This window comes from Actinomadura macra NBRC 14102, assembly GCF_001552215.1.
GTDB lineage: Bacteria > Actinomycetota > Actinomycetes > Streptosporangiales > Streptosporangiaceae > Spirillospora > Spirillospora macra.
The window spans coordinates 256,917-278,467 of sequence record NZ_BCQT01000011.1 but is presented as its reverse complement, the minus strand read 5'-3'; the positions used below and the strand labels follow the sequence as shown (position 1 = coordinate 278,467).

Below are 21,551 nucleotides of genomic sequence, written 5' to 3'. Positions count from 1 at the left end.
TTGTGTGGAACGTCCAGCGCCTCACCGCGACCTCACCGTTCCGTCCCGGACGAGCAGCGGCAATCTCCACATGGGAGACGACGGGGACCCGGCCAGTGGGGTCACGGGAACCGCCGGCTCCGGTCGAGCGGTCGGCCGCCTGGTGTCGCGTGGGCACCGTGCAGAAGCCGCCGAATCGGTCGGGCGGTCTGCGCTAGGGCGGCTGAGCCCTCGCCGCGGCCGCCGGCGGGTCGGGACACGGTGGCGGGTGGACGTGCACCCGGCCGCCGAGGTCATCCCGGTCCCGGCCTCGGATCGAGTCAGGTCGGGGTCGAGCTGATCCTCAGCGCCCGGGTGCGAGCGGGTACAAGGCCGCAACACCCGCGTCAGCGCGGGCCCGCGGATCGGCGCAGGGCTCTAGACGGGCTCGGTGAAGTCCTCTCCGGGCGCATCGGTGAGGCGCTGCAGGTAGTTGTGCTCGCCGAGGGAGTCGACGAGGCCTAGTTCGGTCTCCAGGTAGTCGACGTGCTCTTCCTCGTCCGCGAGGATCTCCTCGAAGATCCGGGCCGAGGTGATGTCACCCCGCTCGCGCATCAGCGCGACCGCGGGACGCAGCCGGGTCACGTTCTCCATCTCCAGGGCGAGGTCGCCCTGGAGCTGCTCGGGGACGTTCTGCCCGATCCGCAGTGCGTTGAGCTTCTGGTAGTTCGGGGCTCCCTCCAGGAAAAGGATTCGTTCGGTGAGGCGCGCGGCGTGCTCCTGCTCCTCGTGTGCTTCCTTACGCGAGTGCTTGGCAAGCCGCACGTAGCCCCAGTCCTGCTGCATCTTGGCGTGCAGGAGGAACTGGTTGATGGCCGTGAGTTCCGCGGTGAGCTGCTCGTTGAGCAGCTCGATGATTCGGCTGTCACCTTCCATGAGGCCGATGCTGGCACGGTCGACCAACCTTGGCCACCTTAGAAAATTCGACTTGAACATCCGCCGTAAGAAGAATTCATGGCCTGGACTGCGGCATTGGAGGACTCACTCCCGCTCGACACAGCCAGAATCGATAGGGCTGAGATTCTCAACAGGAAGGCCGCCAGATACACGGAAGGGATGGCGGAGTCGCAGCAAGACCGCAGTTCACGACACTGAAGCCGCGATCGGCCGCGCGACACCCTCCAGTCGTCCAGCAGAGCGACAGCTACCGCAACCCGGTTTAACAACGCGAACAGCTTTCTAATTCATTTGGAATTCCGCGGCTCCCCCCCTGCGACAGTGGACGTTGTCCAAGGTCACAGCACCAGAACCTCTAAATGATCATGCAAATGGTCCTCCCGATGTCATGTGAATGGATCTCAGAGAGGCTCTGAATTACCTAGCCAAACTTATTTAGGTCAGCCTTTCCTAAATTAGGTTAGGCTAGCCTAAACTGTTAGAGATTATCGATGGCGCGGGATTGTCAATAGGCTTCACTTTGATTTAAGGCGAAGAACAAGAAGCGCGTTGATACGCGCCTATCCGCCCACCGGGATCGCGCAGCGCCGGGGGGCCGGAGCCTGAGCCGGGCTCGTTCATCGACCGTGCGTCCCGTTACCCGCTCCGATGGGCTCACTCGCCGGTCGCTCACGTCCTGGAATCGCCGAAGGACCGGGCCCGCCCCGCCCTGCCATCCCTGCCATGCCTCCAGCCGCGCGGTCGCAAGAGCCAGCGCACGCACCACACGACCTGGTAGGTCGTCTCAGGCCCGGGACACTCTCGGCAGGACGAATGCTTTAGGTTAGCCTTGCCTTACTTTACCGATGTGGAGGGGCCGTGAACGCGACTCTGGTAGGGAAGGTCGCCGCCGAGGACGCGCTGGAGCCGTTGTTCAGGTGGATGCGCACGGCCGCCGACAGCGACGGCCCCCTGGGAGTGGCCCCCGGCCTGCGGGCGACCGGGGACGGCTGGTCCACGGCGGCCGAACTGGCGACCGCGCCCCACGAGCGGCTTGGCGTGCTGATCGCGGAGGCGGGACGACGCTGGGAGGCGCCGCCGCACGTCGCGGCGGCGCTGTGGTGGAAACACTTCTCCTATTGGACCGTGCTGCCCGTCGCGATGGGCTGGGCGCTCAACCGGCGGCTGCCGGTGCTGACCGCGGAAACCACGATGCTGCGCACGCCGGCGGCCGAGCCCCGGATGCAGATCGCGATAAGCGAGCTGCGCGTCGCCACCGGAGACGTCGACGAACTGGGCACCATCATCGGCGCCACACTCCTTCGCGACCTGCACGCACCGCTGATCGACGCCCTGCACGCGCTCACCATGACCGGGCGGCGCGGCCTGTGGGGGTCGGTTGCTGAGGCGTTGGCCGATCCGCTGTTCTCATTCGCCGGCGACATCCTCGACGATCCCGGCGCGGCGGCCCGGACGCTGCTGGAGTCGATCGGCGAACCGGTGGCCGACCTGGTCGACCTGCCGGCTCTGCGACGGCGCACCTGCTGCCTGTGGGTGACCCTGCCGGGCGGGGACGCCTGCCCGACCTGCTGTGTGACCGAGCGGAGGAACACCGGTGCAGGGGCGTGACGTGTTGCGGCGGGCGATCGTGGGGCAGTGGCGGCTCGCCGCCGGCGGGGCCGTGCTCGCCGCCGGGCACCAGACGGGCGAGGTGCTGGTGCCCGTGGTCATCGGTGTGGTCATCGACGAGGCGATCTCCACCGGGGACGCGGACATGCTCCTACGGTGGATCGCCGTGCTGGCCGCGGTCTTCGCCGGGCTGTCGTACAGCTACCGGTTCAGCTTCCGGTTCGCCGAACGGGCGTCCGAGCGGGCCGCGCACAGGCTGCGGCTGGAGCTGACCCGGCGGACCCTGGACCCGCGAGGCGGCGCGGAGGCCGGGCGGCTGCCGGGCGAGCTGGTCAACGTCGCGACCGGTGACGCCAAGCGTGTCGGCGCCGTGCACGTGGCACTGGCGGGCGGAACGGCGGCGCTGGCGGGGCTGGTGGCGGGGGGCGTCGCTCTGCTGGTCGTGTCGGTGCCGCTGGGGCTGCTCGTCCTGCTGGGCATCCCGCCCCTGCTCGGGCTTGCTCACCTACTCGGCAAGCCGCTCGAGCGGCGCAGCGGCACGGAGCAGGAGCGTGCCGCGCGGGCGTCCGGCGTGGCCGCGGACCTGATCGCCGGCCTGCGGGTGCTCAAGGGCATCGGGGCCGAGCGCGCAGCGGTCGACCGGTACCGGCGCACCAGCCGCGACTCCCTCGCCGCGACCGTGCGGGCGGCCCGGGCGCAGGCCGCGCATGACGGCGGGATGCTGATGCTGACCGGGGTGTTCATCGCGATCATCGCGCTGGTGGGCGGGCGGCTGGCCGCCTCGGGTGACATCACCATCGGCCAGTTGGTGATGGCGGTGGGGCTCGCGCAGTTCCTGCTGACACCACTGTCGATCATGGCATGGGCGAACCGCGAGTTCGCGCAGGGACGCGCCTCGGCCGCGCGCGTGGCCTCCGTGCTCGCCACGCCGTACGCCGCGGCGAAGGGGGACGGCAGCCCGTCGCAGCCGCTGCGGGGCGAGGTGCGGCTTCGTGACGTCCGGTACGGGGACGCGCTGCGCGGGCTGAGCCTCGTGGTCGCGCCGGGCGAGATGGTGGGGGTGGTGACCACCGATCCCGCCGTCGCGACCTCGCTGCTGCGCCTGCTGGGCCGCAGCGCCGACCCCGACTCGGGCACGGTCGAGCTGGACGGGGTGCCGCTGACCACCCTTGATCCCGCCGAGGTGCGCCGGGCGGTCGTGGTCGCCGAGCACGACGCCGACCTCTTCGAGGGGACTCTGCTGGAGAACGTCACCGCCGCGGCCGCCTGGGGAAAGACGAAGCCGGCGATGGCGGCCGCCGCGGTGGACGAGGTCGCCTCCAACCTGCCGCATGGCACGGCGACGCCGCTCACCGAACGCGGACGCTCTCTGTCCGGCGGGCAGCGGCAGCGCGTCGCGCTCGCCCGCGCGCTGGCCGTCGACGCCCCGGTGCTGGTCCTGCATGATCCGACCACCGCGGTGGACGCGGTCACCGAGGCGCGGATCGCGGCGTGCGTCCGTGAAACGCGCGGCCAGCGCACGACGATCGTGGTGGCGACCAGCCCCGCGTTGCTGGCGATGGCCGATCGGGTCGCGATGGTGGACGGCGGGGCGGTGGTCGCCGAGGGCGCGCACGCCGACCTCGTCCATGGGCACTCGGCCTACCGCGCAGCCGTGTTGTAGCGAGTGGAGAAGGGCTCCCTGATGACCATCGACGAGCGGGTGACCGACGAGCGCTCCGACCGCGCCGACGAGGAGCGCGAACTGTTGCCCACGGCATCCGCGGCGCGCACGCGCGCCGCGGTCCGTGAGCTGGCGCGCCCGCACCGGCGCACGGTCGTGGGCGGGTCGCTGGCCCTGGTCGCCGCCACGGGGGTCGGATTGCTCACCGCGCCGGTGCTGGGACACGTCATCGACCTGGTCGTGCAGGGGCGTCCCGCCTCGGCGCTCAACGAGCCCGCCGGCTGGCTCGTGGCGATCGCGGTGGCCCAGGGGTTGTTGACCGTGTACGGGCTCGGCTCGGTCGCCCGCGCCGGAGAGGGCATGCTGGCCACGCTGCGCGAGCGGTTCGTGGACCGGGCCCTGCGACTGCCGCTGGAACAGGTCGAGCGGGCGGGCTCGGGCGACCTGACCTCCCGGGTCACCAACGACGTCTCAGTGATCACCAGAGTGGTCCGGGAGGCCGTCCCGGCCCTGGCGCGATCGTTGCTGACCATTGTGCTGACCCTGGTCGCGATGGCGATCCTGGATTGGCGGTTCCTGCTGGTGGCGCTGCTGGCCGTGCCCTTCCAGGTGCATACCGTGCGGTGGTACGTGCGCCGGGCCGTTCCGCTGTACGCGGCCCAGCGGATCGCGATCGGCGCCCAGCAACAGGAACTGCTCGGCTCGATCGGCGGAGCGTCCACCGTGCGGGCGTTCCGGCTGGAGGACGAGCACGCCGAGCGGGTCAGGAGCAGGTCGCAGGCGGCAGTGGACCTCGCGCTGCGCGGCGTGCGCCTGATGACCCGGTTCTACTCCCGCCTCAACCTCGCCGAGTTCGTGGGCCTGTCGGCGGTGCTGGTCGCCGGTTTCCTGCTCGTCCGTAACGACGCGGTCAGCATCGGCACGGCCAGCGCCGCGGCACTGTACTTCCACTATCTGTTCAACCCGATCAATATCGTGCTCAGCCTGGTGGACGACGCGCAGAGCGCCGTCGCGGGCCTGGCCCGGCTGGTCGGCGTGGCCGAGACGGTGCCGTCACCCGTCTCCCTTCCCCAGCATGCCGTCCCGACCGGCGGCTCGGTCGAGGTCCGCGGCGTCAGCTACTCCTACCGGCCCGGTCATCCGGTGCTGCACGACATCGACCTGCGCATCGCCGAGAAGGAGAGGGTGGCGGTGGTCGGCGCCAGCGGCGCGGGCAAGACCACGTTGGCCAAGCTGATCGTGGGCATCCACCACCCGGACGACGGTGCGATCCTCGTCCGCGAGGGCGTCGCGCTGGTCACCCAGGAGGTGCACGTGTTCGCCGGCTCGCTGGCCGACGACCTCCGGCTGGCCCGTCCGGATGCGACCGACGACGAGCTGCGCGCGGCGCTCGACCGGGTGGGCGCGCTGGGATGGGCGCAGGCCATGCCGGACGGGCTGCACACGGTGGTCGGTGAGAGCGGGCACCGCCTCACGGCCGCGCAGGCGCAGCAGCTCGCCCTCGCCCGGGTCGTCCTGGCCGACCCGCCCGTGGTGGTCCTCGACGAGGCCACGGCCGAGGCCGGAAGTGCGGGGGCCCGGGAGTTGGAGACCTCGGCGGCCGCGGCGATCGAGGGGCGGTCCGCCCTGGTGGTCGCGCACCGCCTCACCCAGGCGGCGACGGCCGACCGGATCGTGGTGCTCGATGGTGGGCGCGTGGCCGAGACCGGCACCCACGAGGAGCTCGTGGGTGCCGGGAACCGGTACGCGACGCTCTGGGCCGCCTGGTCGGACGGCCGCCAGAGCTAGTCCGCGGTAGCGTTCATCGTCTCCACGAGGCTGCGGGGGCGCAGGTCGGTCCAGTTCTCTGTCACGTATTGCAAGCACGCCTCGCGGGAATCCTCGCCGAAGGCGACCGTCCAGCCCGCCGGAACGTCGGCGAACGAGGGCCACAGCGAGTGCTGGCCCTCGTCGTTGACCAGGACGAGGAAGCGACCATCGAGATCATCGAACGGGTTGGTGCTCATCGGGTGTTCCTCCTCAGGATGTCGAGCAGTTCGTCGGTCAGACCGCGAATGGTGGCCCGGTCGAACAGCCCCGCGTCGTACAGCAGCAGGCAGTCGACGGGGCCGTCCCCGCGCGGTTCGTAGAAGCTGAGCGTCAGCTCGGCGGGCAGGGCCCCGGTCGGGACGAGCTCGAAGGCGGCGTCGTCGTCCGGGATCTTCGACAGCCCGGCCTGTTCATGGTGGACCAGCATCACCTGGGGCGCGGCCAGTCCGAGCGCGGAGACGACCCGGTCGAACGGGACGTCCTGCCGGTCGAAGGCGGCCAGGTCGGTCTCCCGCACCCGGCTGAGCAGCTCGGCGAAGCCAGGGTCGCCGGCGGTGGAGGTACGCAGGACGATGGTGTTGGAGAAGCATCCGACCAGGTCGGTGAGCTGCTCCTCAGTGCGGCCCGCGACCGGGGAGGCGATCGGCAGGTCCGTGCCGGAGCCGTGCCGGGTGAGCAGGGTCGCCAGCGCGGCCTGCAACACCATGAACATGCTCGTCCCGGTGCCCGCGGCGAGCGCGTCGATCGCCCGGTGCAGGTCGCCGTCGATCTGGAACTCCACGTACTGCCCGGGACCCCGGCGGTCCGTGACCGGCCGCCGATCGTAGGGCAGCGCGATCCGGACGGGTAGTCCGTCCAGCGCCTCACGCCAGTAGGAGAGCTGCCGTTTCCCTACCTCGCCGACCACCTGATGCGCCCACAGCGTGTAGTCGGTGTAGGAGATCGACAACGGCTCCCAGTGCGGCTCCCGCCCGCGTCGCCGGGCCGCGAGAGCGGTCGCGAAGTCGCGGCTCAGCGGCACGGCGGACCAATCGTCCACACCGAGGGGATGCATCGTCAGCAGCAGCGCCTGCGCGCCGTGCGCGTCCGTGAGCAGGCGGGCCCGCAGCGGCGGATGCCCGGTCAGGTCGGCCGGTTCGCGGGCGAGTGCGCTCAACGCCTCGTCCAGGCCGGTGACCTGGAGGTGTTCCAGCGTGAGCTCGGCGGGCTCCTGACGCCCGTCGGTGAAGCGGGTGCGCAGCGGTTCGTGGCGCCCGGCGATGTCGGCGAGCGCGGCGGCGATGGCCTCGCCGTCCAGAGGGCCCGGCGAGCGCAGCGCGAACGCCATGCTGTACGACTGCCACGCTCCCTGTCGGTAGCGGGTCCACTGCCATTCCTGGGATGGCGCCAGTGGCAGGATCTCCGGACGCTCGGGACCGGGAACCAGTCGCGGCCCCCCGCTGGACGTCCCGTCCGCGTCGAGCCGTTCGGCGAGTGCGGCGACCGTGGGAGCGTCGAACACATCGCGCAGGGCCAGCCCGGCGTCCAGCGTCGTGCGGATGCGGCCCAGGAGCCGCATCGCGGACATCGAGTGGCCGCCCAGCTCGAAGAAGTTGTCGTGCAGGCCGGCCTCAGGCAGATCGAGGACTTCGGCGAACAGGGCGGACAGCGTCCGCTGCAGGGCGGTGACGGGCCGCGCGGAGCCGGTCATCGCCGCCCAGTCGGGGGCGGGCAGCGCGCGGCGGTCGAGTTTGCCGTTGGACGTGAGTGGCAGCGGCCCGTCGAGTACCACCACCGCCGCCGGGACCATGTAGTCCGGCAGGAGGGTCGCGGCGTGGGCGCGCACTTCGGCCGGGTCGAGGAGGCCGGAGTCCGGCTCTGCGACGGCGTAGCCGATGAGCCTGGTGTCCTGGCCGCTCCGGTCGGCGACCACGGCCGCCTGGCGGACATCGGCATGCCGGGTCATCGCCCCGACGATCTCTCCCGGCTCGATACGGAAGCCGCGGACCTTGATCTGGTCGTCGACCCGGCCGAGGAAGTCCAGGTTCCCGTCGTCGCGCCAGCGGGCACGGTCGCCGGTGCGGTACATGCGAGACCCGGGCCGCCCGAATGGACATGCCACGAACCGTTCCGCGGTGAGGTCCGGCCGTCCCAGGTAGCCGCGCGCGAGGCCGCGCCCGGCGACGTACAGTTCTCCGGCCACGCCCGGCGGCACCGGCCGCAGGCGTTCGTCCAGTACGTACACCCGGGAGTTGGGGTCGGGGACGCCGATGGGCACGGCTCCCGTCCAGCCCTGTTCGGCGGGCCACAGGGTGGAATTGACCGTGGCCTCCGTCAGTCCGTAGGCGGCCAGCAGCCGCAGGTGGCCCGCCCAGCGCCCGATCACGCCCGGTGGCACGGTCTCCGTTCCGACCAGCACGGTGGCGCCTTCGGGCAGGACGCAGCCGCCGGGGAGCGCGGCGACCAGCGACGGGGGCAGGATCGCATGCGTGATGCCCTGCTCGTTCATGAAGCCGGTCAGCTCGGGGCCGGGTACCCGCGCGGTGTCCGGGACGAGGATCAGGCGGCCGCCGTGGCACAGCGCCATCGTCAGCTCGAAGATCGTCACATCGAAGCCGATGGACGCGAACTGCAGCACGCGGCTGTCGGCTGTCAGCCCCATCCGGTCGACGGCGGTGGCGACCAGGCTGCCGATGCCCTCGTGCGGGACGACGACGCCCTTGGGGCGCCCTGTCGAGCCCGAGGTGTAGATGACGTACGCGGCCTGGTCGAGCGCGACCTCCGGAAAGGCACCGCCCGGCTCGATCCCCGCGAACTCGGTGGCGACGTCCGGAGCGTCCAGTATCACCGAACGGACCCCGTCGACCTCGGGGACCTTGCCCGCGACCTGCTCGGTCACGACGACCGCCGTGGCCGAGGAGTCGTCGAGCATGTACGCGAGGCGGTCGGCCGGGTGGGCCAGATCGAGGGGCAGGAACGCGGCGCCGAGCTTGTTGACGCCGAGCATCACCGCGACCATCTCCACCGAACGCGGCACGGCCAGGCCGACCACGCTCTCGGACCGCACGCCGTACCGGGCCAGCAACCACGCCATGCGATCCGACAGCACGTCCAGTTCGGCGTAGGTGACGGTGCGCGCCCCGTCCACCACCGCGACGGCGTCGGCACGCTCGGCCACGCAGCGCCGGAACATTCCGGTCAGGGTGTCCTCCGCCACGGCACGCGCGGTCTGGTTGAAGCCGGTGAGGACCTGGGCTCGCTCGTCACCGATCAGCACATCGATGTCGCCGACGCGCAGTCGCGGGTCGGCGGCGACCGCGCCGACGAGCCGGGTCAGCCGCTCCCCCAGCGTCGCGACCGTGGACCTGTCGAACACGTCCGAGCTGTACTCCAGCACGCACGCGATCCGTCCGGTGGCCGCGTCCTCGGCGAAGCTGAAGACCAGATCGAACTTGGCCGTGCGGGCCTCCACCGGCTGCGGCGCGACCTTGAGGCCGGCGAGCTCGAAGTCGCCGTCGGCGCTATTGCGGAAGCCGACCATGACCTGGAAGAGCGGATTGCGGTCGGGCGAGCGGACCGGGTTCAGCTCCTCCACCACGGCCTCGAACGGCACGTCCTGGTGGGAGAAGGCGGCCAGGTCGGTCTCCCGGACCCGCGTGACCAGCTCAGCGAACGTCGGGTCGCCGGACACGTCGGTGCGCAGCACCAGCGTGTTGACGAAGAAGCCGACCAGGTCGTCCAGCGCCCCGTCGGTGCGGCCGGAGATGGGCGCGCCCAGCGGGAGGTCGTCCCCGGCACCGAGCCGGTGCAGCAGCGCGGCGACCACCGCGTGGCACACCATGAACATGCTCGCGCCGCTGCTCTGGGCCATCCGCCGCAGAGCCGCGCAATCGGCGGGGTCCAGCTCGACGGTCAGCTCGCCGCCGAGGACGCTCGGCCGGGCGGGGTGCGGACGATCGGTCGGCAGTTCGAGCCGTTCCGGCGCACCGTCCAGGGTCGCGCGCCAGTACGCGAGCTGGCGGGCGGCGAGGCTACCGGGCTCGGAACGGTCGCCGAGCAGGTCCCGCTGCCAGAGCGTGAAGTCCACGTACTGAACCGGCAGCGGCTCCCAACGGGGGGCCTGCCCGGCGACGCGCGCCGCGTAGGCGGTGGACATATCGCGTAGAAAGGGGCCGTCCGACCACTCGTCGGTGGTGATGTGGTGCAGCAGGAGCGCGACCACGTACTGGTCCTCGCCCAGCCTGACGATCGTCGCGCGGAGGGGCGGTTCGGCCGACAGGTCGAAGCCGCGCCCGAGCGCGACGGACAGCAACGCGTCGAGCTGATCCTCGTCGGCCTCGACCACCTGGACCTCGGGACGCGCGTCGTCGGCCGGTACGACGCGCTGGAACGGGCGGCCCTCATGCTCCACGATCAGCGTGCGCAGCGACTCGTGCCGCGCCATGACGTCGGTCAGCGCGACCTCGAACACGGTGACGTCGAGCGCCCCGCGCAGCCGCATCACCAGCGGGAAGTTGTAGGCGGCCGAGGGAACCAGTTGCTCGATCATCCAGAGCCGCTGCTGGGCGGACGACAGCGGCGGCTCCTCGGGCCGCCGCGCGACCGGCACCAGCTCCGGGCGCCCGTCCGAGGACGCGACGGCGGCACGCTCGGCGAGCTCGGCGACCGTCGGGGCCTCGAACAGGTCGCGGATCGCCAGCTCCGCGCCGAGCGCGGCGCGGGCGCGGCCGACCAGCCGGGTGGCCAGCAGCGAGTGACCGCCCAGATCGAAGAAGTCGTCGTCGATGCCGATCCGCTCCAGCCCCAGCAGGTCGGCGAACAGCCCGCACAGGATCCCCTCGGCGGGTGTGCGCGGCGGGCGGCTCTCGGCGGCGCCGGTGACGGCCGGTGCGGGCAGCGCCTTGACGTCGAGCTTGCCGTTGACGGTCAGCGGCAGCCGCTCCACCGGCACCAACGCCGCCGGGACCATGTAATCCGGCAGCCGCGTCTTGAGATGCGCGCGAAGTGCCGGCGTGAAGGTCTCGGCGTCCACCGGCCAGGTCTCGGGGACGACGTAGCCGACGAGGCGCTTGCCCTCGCCCGGCCCGGACGCGTCAGCGATGACCGCGGCGTGCGCGACACCGGGGTCCTCGTCCAGGACGGCCTCGATCTCCGCCGGCTCCACCCGGTAGCCACGGATCTTCACCTGGTCGTCCACACGGCCGAAGAATTCGATAGTGCCGTCGGGTGCGCGGCGTACCAGGTCTCCGGTGCGGTACATCCGGTCGCCGGGCGCGCCGAACACGTCGGCCACGAACCTCTCCGCGGTCAGCCCGGGGCGGCGGTGGTAGCCGCGGGCCAGGCCGATGCCCGCGATGTAGAGCTCGCCGGGCGCCCCGTCCGGCACCGGGCGCAGCGCCGCGTCCAGCACGTACGCGCGGGTGTTCCAGATCGGACGGCCCACGGTCGGGGTGTCGCTGTCGCGGGTTCCGCCGCCGAGCGTGTTAATCGTGTACTCGGTCGGGCCGTACAGGTTGTAGCCGAACGTGCCCTCGGTGTCGCGGAGCCGGGCCCAGACCGTCTCGGTGACCGCCTCGCCGCCCAGCAGCACCAGTACCGGGCGGTGCCGCCCGGCATCGGGGTCGTGGTCGAGGAGTCCTTCCTCGATGAGGTGGTGCGCGTACGTCGGCGTGACGTTGACGACGTCCACCTGATGCCGGTCGCAGTACGCCACCAGCGCTTCGGCGTCGCGGCGCAGATCCTCGTCGCAGATGTGGACCTCGTGCCCCTCGACCAGCCAGAGGAGTTCCTCCCACGACATGTCGAAGGCGAACGACACCGTGTGCGCGATCCGCAGCCGCCGCCGTGCCTCACCCGACCGACCGGCCCCGTCCGGCCGCCCGGCGACCGAGGCGATCGCCGGATCGAAGATCGCCTCCCGGTGGTTCAGCTGCATGTTGGTCAGCCCGCGGTACGGCGTGACCACGCCCTTCGGGCGGCCGGTGGAACCGGAGGTGTAGATGACGTACGCCGGGTGCTCCAGACGGTCTGGGCGGGTGCGCTCGAAGCCCGGCCGCTCGGCGTCGTTGATCTCGTCGCCGGAGAGGGACGCGAGTTCCGCGGCGACCGCCGGGTCGTCCAGCGCGATCTTCGGGTGCGGCACGCCGCCCAGGACGGACGCGGCGACGGCCGTCGTCGTCAGGACGCAGACGGGCTCGGCGTCGGTGAGCATGTCCGCAAGACGCTCGGCCGGGTGGTCCAGCTCCAGCGGCAGGTACGCGGCACCGGTACGCAGCACCGCGAACAGTGCCGCGACCATGTCGGCCGAGCGCGGCAGCCCCAGCGCCACCACCCGTTCGGGGGCGGCGCCGCTCGACAGCAGCAGCCGGGCCAGCCGGTTGACGCGGGCGTCCAGCTCCGCGTAGGTGAGCGTCTCTTCCTTCGCGAGGACGGCCACCTCGCCGGGAGTGCGTGCGGCCTGTGCCGCCAGCATCTCCGAGACGGTCTCGTTGGGCACGGGGCGGCGAGTGGCGTCCCATTCGGCTGCCAGGGCCTGCCACTCCCGCGGCTGGAGCAGGTCGATCGAGCCGATACGCGAGGGCGCCTCTTCGCCCAGGCCGTCCACCAGCCGTTCGATCACGGTCGTGAAGCGCCGGAGCAGGGACTCGGCGAACCTGCGGTCGATCACGTCGGGACGGTGGTCCAGCTTCATCCGCACCGGGAGCCCGGGCGTCACGACGAGGGTGATCGGGTAGTGCGTGGCGTCCAGGCCCTCGGCCTCCACGATGCCGTGGCGCCGCTGAAGTTCGGCCATGTCGTCCTCGTCGCCGAGGTTCTGCAGCACGTAGAGGGTGTCGAAGAGCCGGGCGTGCCCGGCCGCCTGCTGGATGTCCCTCAGGCCCAGATAGTCGTGCGGCATGAGCGCGGCCCGCTCGCGCTGGGCCCGCCGCAGCAGGTCCGGGACCGTTTCGCGCGGGTCCAACGCGACGCGGACGGGGACGGTGTTGAGGAACATCCCGATGACGCTCTCCACGTGGGGCACGTCCCCCGGCCTCCCGGCAACGGCCGTCCCGAACACCACGTCGCCGCGGCCCGTGGCGTTGGACAGCACCAGCGCCCACGCCGTGCTGAACACCGTGTTCAGAGTCAGCCCGTGGCGGCGCACCGCCGCGTACAGCCGCTCGGTGAGCGGCTCGGACAGCTCGGCCCGGCGGCGATCCGGGATGACCGGCTCCAGTGCCCGGTCCACCGGGCCCACCAGCGTCGGTTCCTCCAGGCCCGTCAGCGCCTGCCGCCATGCGGCCGCGGCGCCGCCGGAGTCCTGCTCGTTCAGCCAGGCCAGGTAGTCCCGGTATGAGCCGGTCGGGGGCAGGCCGGAGGAGTCGCCGCGGCGCTCGTAGAGGGCGATGAGCTGCTCGAAGAACAGCCACGCCGACCACCCGTCCCACAGGATCAGGTGGTGGGTGATCACGAGCCGGTCGGTGCCGTCACCGAGCCGGATCAGCAGCAGCCGGAACAGCGGCGGCCGGGCCAGGTCGAACCGCCGCCTGCGGTCCTCGGCCAGGATGCGGTCGATCGCCTCCTGCCGCTGTCCGGGCCCCAGCCCGGACAGGTCGATCTCCTCCAGCGGCGCTCCGGGTTCGGCGCCGATGAACTGCACCGGTTGCCGGAGCCCATCGCCCGTGTACCCGGCGCGCAGCGCGGTGTGGCGGGCCAGCACCGCCTCGCACGCGGTGCGCAGACGAGCGGCGTCGACGCGGTGAGGGAAGTCGAAGGTGACCTGGGCGGTGTAGACGTCAAGCGCGCCGGTGTCATAGCTGGAATGGAAGAACAGGCCTTCCTGGAGGGGAGAGAGCGGCCAGACCTCTTCGACCGGCACCGGGCTCAGCTCCGCCAGCCGTTCCCTCTCCTCGTCCGTCAGGGAGATCAGGGGTTCCTGCGGGCCGGACCTGGCCACCTCGGCGATCAGCGTCGCCGAGGTGGCCAGGTCCGAGGGGGTACGGTGCTCGAACACCTGCTGCGGAGCGATGGCCAGCCCGGCGCGGTGTGCCCGGCCGGAGAGCACGATGGACAGAATGCTGTCGCCGCCCAGCGAGAAGAAGTCGTCGTCGATGCCGACCTCGCCGGTCTGCAGCACCTCGGCGAAGATCTCGCAGAGCAGGCGCTCGCGGGCGTTGCGCGGCGCGCGTGCCGCCTCCCGCCCCGCCACCGGCTCCGGCGCGGGCAGCGCCGCCCGGTCGATCTTGCCGCCCGGGGTCAGCGGAAGCTCGCCGAGCACGACGACCGCCGCCGGGACCATCGGCTCCGGCAGCGTCCGGGCCAGGGACTCCCGCAGCACTTCGGGGTCCAGGGAAACGTCGGGCGACGGCACCACATAGGCGACCAGCCGCACGCCACCCGGCCCGTCGCGCCGGTCGACCACCGCGGCGCGCCGGACGCCCCGCTCCGCGGCGACCCCCGCCTCGACCTCGCCCAGCTCGATCCGGTTGCCGCGCACCTTGACCTGCCGGTCCACCCGGCCGACGTAGGTGAGGTACCCGTCACCGTCGTCCCGCACGTGGCGGCGCACGAGGTCGCCGGTGCGGTACATGCGCTCGCCCGGTGTCCCGAACGGGTCGGCGACGAACCGCTCCGCCGTCATGCGGCAGCGCCCCTGGTAGCCGTGGGCGACCTGGATCCCGGCGACGTAGAGTTCGCCCGCCGCGCCCGGCGGCACGGGACGCAGTGCCTCGTCCAGGACGTACAGGCGGGTGCCCGCGACCGGCCGCCCGATCGGCACCGGCCCGGCCTGGACGGCGCCGTCGTGCTTCCAGTAGCTGACCTGGACGGTCGTCTCGGTGGGCCCGTACACGTTGTACATCGGCACGCCGGTCGCTTCGCGCCACCGTTCGGCGAACTCGGCGGTGAGCGCCTCGCCGCCGCTGAAGACACGGCGCAGGCTCCGGGTCCCTTCCAGATCGTCCGCGTCCTCGGCGGACTGCAGGAACGCCGCCAGCAGCGACGGCACCATCGCCATCGTGGTGACGCGGTGCTCGCGGATGAGGCCCGCGAGGTAGGCGGCGTCGCGCTGGCCCCCCGGACGGGCCGGCACGATCCCCGCCCCCGCGCACAGCGGCCAGAAGAGCTCCAGCAGTGAGGCGTCGAAGCTCGCCGACAGATGGTGCAGCACCCGGTCGTCGGCCCCGAGCGAGACCCGCTCCGTCAACCAGGTGAGCTGGCTCACGATGGCGCGGTGCGGGACGAGCACGCCCTTGGGCAGACCCGTGGACCCCGAGGTGTAGATGAGATAGGCGGGGTGGTCCGGGCCGTGTCCCGCGTCCGCGGCTTTGCTCGATCCGTCCGGAACATCTCCGTCGTCGAGGAAGAACGGCGACACGCCGTCGGGGTTCGGGAGCCGCGCGGCGGCCTCCCGGGACGTGAGGACGGTGCGGGCGCCCGAGTCTTCGATCATGTACGCCAGCCGGTTCACCGGCTGGTCGATGTCGAGCGGAAGGTAGGCCGCGCCCGCCTTCAGCACTCCGAGCAGGGCGACCACCAGGTCGGTCGAGCGGGGCAACGCGACCGCGACGATCTCGCCCGGCCGCGTCCCCCGCGCGCGTAGCCGCTGTGCGAGGGCCTGCGCCTGCCGGTCCAGTTCGGCATAGGTCAGTGTCGCCGTCCCCTGGCCTGCGTCACCGATGACCGCCGTCGCCGCCGGGGTTCTGGCGGCCTGCGCGGCGATCACCGCGTCCAGCGTGGGGGCGGGCACCGCGCGTGGTTCCGTGAGGAGCGCGGCGTGGGTTCCCTCGTCCGGCTTCGGCGGCTCGACCCGAGCGACCGGACGGCCGGGATCCGTGGCCATGACCGCCAAGACCGCGGTCAGGCGCTCGGCGATCCGCTGGGCGGTGGCGCGGGCGAGCCTGGCGGCGTCGTGGTCGATTCGCAGCGCCAGCCTGCGGCCCGGCAGGACGATCAGGGCGAGCGGGTACTGCTCCACGTTGGTGAAGTCGATACCGGTGATCGCGATGGTGCCCGAGGGGTCGGTCAGATCGTGCTCGCCGGGGTAGTTCTCCAGCACGACGAGGGTGTCGAAAAGGTCGCCTGACCCGGTGAGCCGCTGGATGGGCGCCAGCCCGAGATACTGGTGGTCGAGCAGGGCGGACTGCTCGCTCTGCAGGAGGGTCAACGCTTCCGCGAGCGGCTGTCCGGGACGCCACCACATCCGTACCGGCAGCGTGTTGACGAACATACCGACCATCGACTCGATGCCGTCCAGGTCGGCGGCGCGGCCGGAGACGGCCGTGCCGAACACCACGTCACCGCGGCCGGTCATCCGGCCGAGGAGCAGGCCCCACGCACCCTGCACGAGGGTGCCGAGCGTGAACCCGTACCGCCGTGCGCAGGCAGTGAGGGCGGCGGTGGTCTCCTCGGACAGCTCCAGGCGGACCTCGGCCCTGCGACGGCCCTCCGCGTCCTCGCCGGGCGGGATCGGCAGGACCTCGGCCAGCCTGGTCGGGCCCGGTAGATCGTCGAGCGCCTTCCGCCAGGCGGCCAGCCCCGCCTCGCGGTCACGCCGCGCCAGCCAGGCGAGGTAATTCCGGTAGGGGGTGACCGCAGGAAGCCGGCGTGGTTCTCCATCCTCGGACGCGTCGTAGGATTCGAGCAGCTCGCGGAGCATGATCTGCACTGACCAGCCGTCCGCCACGATGTGGTGGAACATCAGCACCAGCGAATGGTGGTCGGGGTCGTGCCGCACCAGCGTGCAGCGCAGGAGCGGCGGGCGTTCGAGGTCGAATCCGAGGGCGTTCTCCTCGGCCACGACGGCCGCCGCGCGCACGTCCCGCTCGTCCGGGTCGAGGTCGCTCAGATCGACCTCCCGCCATGGCAGGGTGGCCGGGTTCTTCGGGATGAACTGGACCACGCGGCCGTCGGCCAGCCTGCCGAACCCGGCGCGGAGCGGGGCATGGCGGTCGAGCACGGCCTGCGCCGCCCGGCGCAGCGCCGAACCGTCCACGGGGCCGCGCAGGTCGATGACGTGCTGGACGACGTAGACGTTGCCGGACCTCCCGTCGACCAGCGTGTGGAAGAGGAAGCCCTCCTGGAGCGGGGTGAGGGGAAGCACCTCGTCGATGTCCCCGGCCAGCCGGGTGAGCTCTCGGACGTCCTCCCCCCCGAGCCTGACGAGCGGCTCCTCGTCGTCTCGCGAGGAACCTGCGGCGGGGCCGGGCCCGGCCGATGCCGCCAATGCGAGCGCGGCGACGGTGCGGTTCCGGAAGACGTCACCGGCGGACAGGCTCAGACCGGCCGCGCGAGCGCGGATGAGCACCTGGATCGCCAGGATGCTGTCCCCGCCCAGCTCGATGAAGTCGTCCTCGACGCCGACCTCCGGCGCGGCGAGCACCTCGGCGTACACGCCGCGCAGGATCTCCTCGCGTGCCCGGCGGTCCTCATCCTTGACCTGCCGGGTCTCGCCGTCGATCGAGACGGCGGCGCCGGCCTCGCGGCGGGAGGAGGCAAGCGCGCCGTAGTCGGGGGCGGGCAGTGCCTCACGGTCGAGCTTGCCGCTGGGCAGCACCGGAAGCTCCACGAGCGGCACGAACGCGGCGGGCACCATGTAGGCGGGCAGCCGGCTCCGAAGGTGCGCGCGCAGGGAATGGACCAGCGCACCCACGTCGCGGAAGCCCGACGGCGTGTTGGCGTACGCGGCCGGCGCGGCCAGGTCGCCATCGCCGGCGGGGCGGTAGATCTCACCCGGCTCCGCATCGGCGTCGGCGAAGACCACGTCGATCGCCCCGTCCGTCCCGGTGCCCGACCACGTCACGGCCGTGGTGTAGCCGAATTCCTCGCCGAGGCCCCACAGTGCCTCCGGGTCGATCCCCCCGGAAACTCCCTCGTCGGGCCACAGCGTCCGCACCGCCGCCAAATCCTCGGCCAGACGGGCATTCGGCACGCCGCTGACCCGCAGCATCGGCGGCCGCTCGGCCAGCCGATCCCTCAGGGCAGCCGGATCGGCGACGTCCGTCCCCCAGCGCATCTCCACGGCTCGTGACGGTTCCGGCCCCGGACCGGTACGCAGCACCACGTCGTAGCGGTACCGGCTCAGTTCGTTGTGGTGCCGGGCGCGCTTGACGCGCACGTCCACGCCGCGAACGCCATCGACGCCGCACGCCAGCGCGGGAAAGAAGTCGGGGTCGAGCAGCAGCTCGCCCTCCCAGCGCACCGCCTGCTCGGCCGCCGCGCGCAGGTCCGGCAGGGCCGCGTCTTCGGCGGCGCGGTGCACCTCCACGGCCGAACGGAGGCAGCGCAACAGCCGCAGGTTGCGCACGTCCCCCACGAACACGCTCCCGCCAGGGGCGAGAAGGTCCACGGCTGAGCGCAGCACCTGGACGAGGTAGTCGGCGCTCGGGAAGTACTGCACCACCGAGTTGATGACGACCGTGTCGAAGTGCGCGCGGGGTAGGCCGTCGAAATCGTGCGCGGGCTGGGCCCGCAGCTCCACCCGTCCGGCGAGGTCGGCGACCGCGTCCACCTGGCCGCGCAGGGCGGTGATCGCCTCCTCGGACAGATCTGTGCCCCAATAGGACTCGCAGTGCGGCGCGACCCGCGACAGGATCAGCCCGCTCCCGACGCCGATCTCCAGGACCCGGCGCGGACGCAGCGACATGATCCGGTCGATCGTCGCGTCCCGCCATTCCCGCATCTCCTCCAGCGGGATGGGCCGGCCGTCGTAGGTGCTGTTCCAGCCGGTGAAGCTCTCCCTGAGGCCGCCCTTCTCGGTCCGCACGGCGGAGTAGAGCAGTTCGTGCAGCCTCTTCCAGTCGTCGACCTGGCTACGCTCACGGCGCTCGTCCCGGCGTGGACCCGATCCGGTGGCCGGGACGACATAGGCGACCAGGCGCCGATCGCCGGGCCGGTCCTCGCGGACGGTGACCGCCGTCTGGGCGACGGACGGATGCGCGCCGAGCGCGGCCTCGATCTCGCCGGTTTCGACGCGGAAGCCGCGGATCTTCACCTGGTCGTCGGCGCGTCCGACGAACTCCAACTGGCCGTCGGATCGCCAGCGCACCACGTCTCCGGTGCGGTACAGCCGTTCGCCCGGTTCCCCGAACGGATCGGCCACGAACCGCTCCGAGGTCTGCCCGGGCCGGTTGAGGTAGCCGCGGGCCAGTCCCGAGCCGCCGAGGTACAGCTCTCCCGTCACGCCGACGGGTGCGGGACGCAGCGCGTCGTCCAGCACGTAGGCGCGCGTGCCCGGGTCCGGCCGCCCGATCGGCACCGCCGATCCCGGCGGCGGGTCGTCCGGGCACTCCCCCAGCGTCGAGTTCACCGTGGCCTCGGTCGGCCCGTAGGCGTTGAACATGCGCCGTCCCGGCGACCAGCGGGCGACCAGCTCCGCGGACACCCGCTCCGTCCCGGCCAGGAGCGTGGCGTTCTCCGGAAGCGTGCAGTCCTCCGGCATCGTGGTGAGCAGCGCGGGAGGCAGAATCATGAAGTCGACGCCATGCGCGTGGGCGTATTCGGACAGCTCCGGTCCCGGTACCCGGCGTTCGGACGGGACGATCACCAGGCGGCCGCCCGAGAGCAGGCCCAGGCACAGGTCCCAGAAGGCGACGTCGAAGCTGGGCGAGGCGAACTGCAGGACCCTGCTGTGCGGCCCGACTCCGAACCGCTCGGTCTGGGTGGCCACCAGCTTCGCGACGCCGGAGTGCGTGACCACGACGCCCTTGGGCCGCCCGGTGGACCCGGACGTATAGATCACGTACGCCGCGTTCCGCACCTGTAGCGCGACCTGCGGGTCGGTTGCGGGGCTGGCGTCGAGCCCGGCGGCGATCCGCGGATCGTCCAGCAGCACCCGCGACGTCTCCGCGACGTCCGGGACGGCCTCCGCCAAGGCGTGCGTGGTGACCAGGCAGACCGGCTTCGCGTCGCCCAGCATGAAGGCGAGACGTTCGGCGGGGTAGTCCGGGTCGAGCGGGAGGTAGGCACCGCCCGCCTTGAGCACGGCCAGCTCGGCGACGATCATCTCCGGCGTACGCGCCAGCGCCAGCGCCACGAACCGCTCCGGACCGACACCGCGCTCGATGAGGACGTGTGCCAGCTTGTTCGCGCGCGCGTTCACCTGCGCGTAGGTCAGTTCGATGTCGTCGAAGACCAGCGCCACCGCGTCCGGATTCTCGCGCACCCGTGCCTCGAACTTCGCGGGCAGCGTCGTCGGCGGCACCCGGCATTCGGTGTCGTTCCACTCCACGAGCATGCGGTGCCGTTCTTCCGGGGACGGCCCGGCGGGCGACGGCTCCGCGCCCTGCCCCACGTGGATCTCCTGAGTCACAACCGCACCTCCGACACGATCTGAGAACACCTGCGCGCGCATCAGGTGGCCGGGCGAGGCCGGCACCGGACCGACCACCCGCGGGTCAGGGTCAGCCTGATCTGGTCAGCAGCGGCACGATCTGGTCGATGGCGTAGGGGACACTCAGCACCGTGTTGAAGGAGATCGCCGCGCCGGTCGGGTTGTACGGCACGAACACCGCGCGGTTCTCCTTGGCCACTTTCAGCCCGGCGTACACCTTGTCGCCCTCGACCATCTTCTGGGCGTTGGGGAGGGAACTGAGGAAGACCAGCCGGTCCACGTCCACCATGTCCAGCCGCTCCGAGCCGATCACGGCAGCCTGCTCCTTGCCCGCCGCCTGGGCAATCCCGTTCGGGACGGTCAGGCCCAGGCTCCGCAGGATCTCCACCTTGGGGTCGGTGGGGCCGAACACCGCGTACTGGCCGGGCTTGAACGGGTCGGCGATGGCGAAGGTCTTCCCCACGAGCTGCGGGTTCTGCTGGCGCGCCTGGGCGAACCGCTGTTCGACGGCGGCAACGAGGCCCTTGGCCTGCGCCTCCTTACCGAGCGCCTGCCCGGTGACCAGGGTCATGTCCTTCCATGGCATCGCGTAGTCGGCGTACTTGCCCGACTGCGCGACGGTGGGGGCGATCTTGGCGAGCTTGTCGTACTGCTCCTTCTTCATGCCCGTGTAAAGGCCGATGATGAGGTCGGGTCGCAGCGCCGCGATCTGCTCGAACTTGAGGTCCTCGCGTGCCCCGACGATCTTGGGCGGGGCGCCGCCCCACTTTGCCGCGCTCCATGGGAACTTGTCGATGGCCAGACCGAGTCCTGAGAACTCCACGGCGCCCACGGGCTTGACGCCAAGCGCCAGCACCGCGTCCTGGTCGGTCATCCCGACGGTCACCACCCGCCGGGGAGAAGCCTTGATCTCGGTCGTCCCGTACTTGTGCTGGATGCTGACCGGGAAGCCGACGCCGGGCGCGGCCTGCCCGCCGCCTGAGTCCGTCTTCTCGCTCTCGCCACAAGCGGCCAGGCCCAGTGTCAAGAGCAGTGCGGCGACGAGCAGAACGGTGAACTTTCTGGCGGACGGCTGGCCTGCGATCGAATGCGATGTTGGGGACATCAGCTCCCCTTCAGGGATCGTGTTGTGTGGGGCAAGGCATGGGACGGCATCGGGCAAGGCGGGCCAACCTCCGAAGCTTGGCGTCGGCGCGATGCTAAGGTAAGCCTTACCTAATCACAAAACCAACCGGTCCTATAAGGTATGACTTGCCTAACTCGCCGACT

The 21,551-nt window shown here is 71.6% G+C and carries 7 protein-coding genes; 3 read left to right on the top strand and 4 right to left on the bottom strand.

All coding sequences use genetic code 11. From position 1 onward, the window contains the following. Positions 1-396: 396 nt before the first annotated feature. On the bottom strand, positions 397-894 hold the full coding sequence (bfr, locus tag AMA02S_RS20945) for a bacterioferritin (protein WP_067461318.1): 498 nt from the start codon (positions 892-894) through the stop codon (positions 397-399). A gap of 879 nt (positions 895-1,773) precedes the next feature. Between bfr and AMA02S_RS20940 the strand changes: the two genes are divergently transcribed. Genes AMA02S_RS20940 through AMA02S_RS20930 form a run of 3 tightly spaced genes read left to right on the top strand, consistent with a single transcriptional unit; the run spans position 1,774 to position 5,974 of the window. Continuing rightward, positions 1,774-2,523, top strand: a complete 750-nt coding sequence (locus AMA02S_RS20940; protein ID WP_067461051.1) for a (2Fe-2S)-binding protein — start codon at positions 1,774-1,776, stop codon at positions 2,521-2,523. Beyond that, positions 2,510-4,186, top strand: coding sequence for an ABC transporter ATP-binding protein (locus tag AMA02S_RS20935; RefSeq protein WP_067461050.1), 1,677 nt, complete (start codon positions 2,510-2,512; stop codon positions 4,184-4,186). The genes AMA02S_RS20940 and AMA02S_RS20935 overlap by 14 nt, the downstream gene beginning before the upstream one ends. Before the next feature lie 21 nt (positions 4,187-4,207). Then, entirely contained in the window at positions 4,208-5,974 is a 1,767-nt protein-coding gene (locus tag AMA02S_RS20930; protein ID WP_067461317.1) for an ABC transporter ATP-binding protein, read from the top strand. Here AMA02S_RS20930 and AMA02S_RS20925 read toward each other — a convergent pair. The 3 genes from AMA02S_RS20925 to AMA02S_RS20915 form a co-directional block, all read right to left on the bottom strand. Next, a complete protein-coding gene (locus AMA02S_RS20925; protein WP_067461049.1) occupies positions 5,971-6,192 on the bottom strand; it encodes an MbtH family protein in 222 nt (73 codons plus the stop codon). The two genes, AMA02S_RS20930 and AMA02S_RS20925, sit on opposite strands and share 4 nt — an antisense overlap. Next, positions 6,189-20,261, bottom strand: a complete 14,073-nt coding sequence (locus AMA02S_RS20920) for a non-ribosomal peptide synthetase (protein ID WP_245667685.1) — start codon at positions 20,259-20,261, stop codon at positions 6,189-6,191. Before AMA02S_RS20920 ends, AMA02S_RS20925 begins: the two co-directional genes overlap by 4 nt. A 91-nt stretch (positions 20,262-20,352) precedes the next feature. Then, positions 20,353-21,387 (bottom strand): iron-siderophore ABC transporter substrate-binding protein, encoded by a 1,035-nt coding sequence (locus tag AMA02S_RS20915; RefSeq protein ID WP_067461047.1) that lies wholly within the window; start codon positions 21,385-21,387, stop codon positions 20,353-20,355. Between the last annotated feature and the right edge of the window lie 164 nt (positions 21,388-21,551).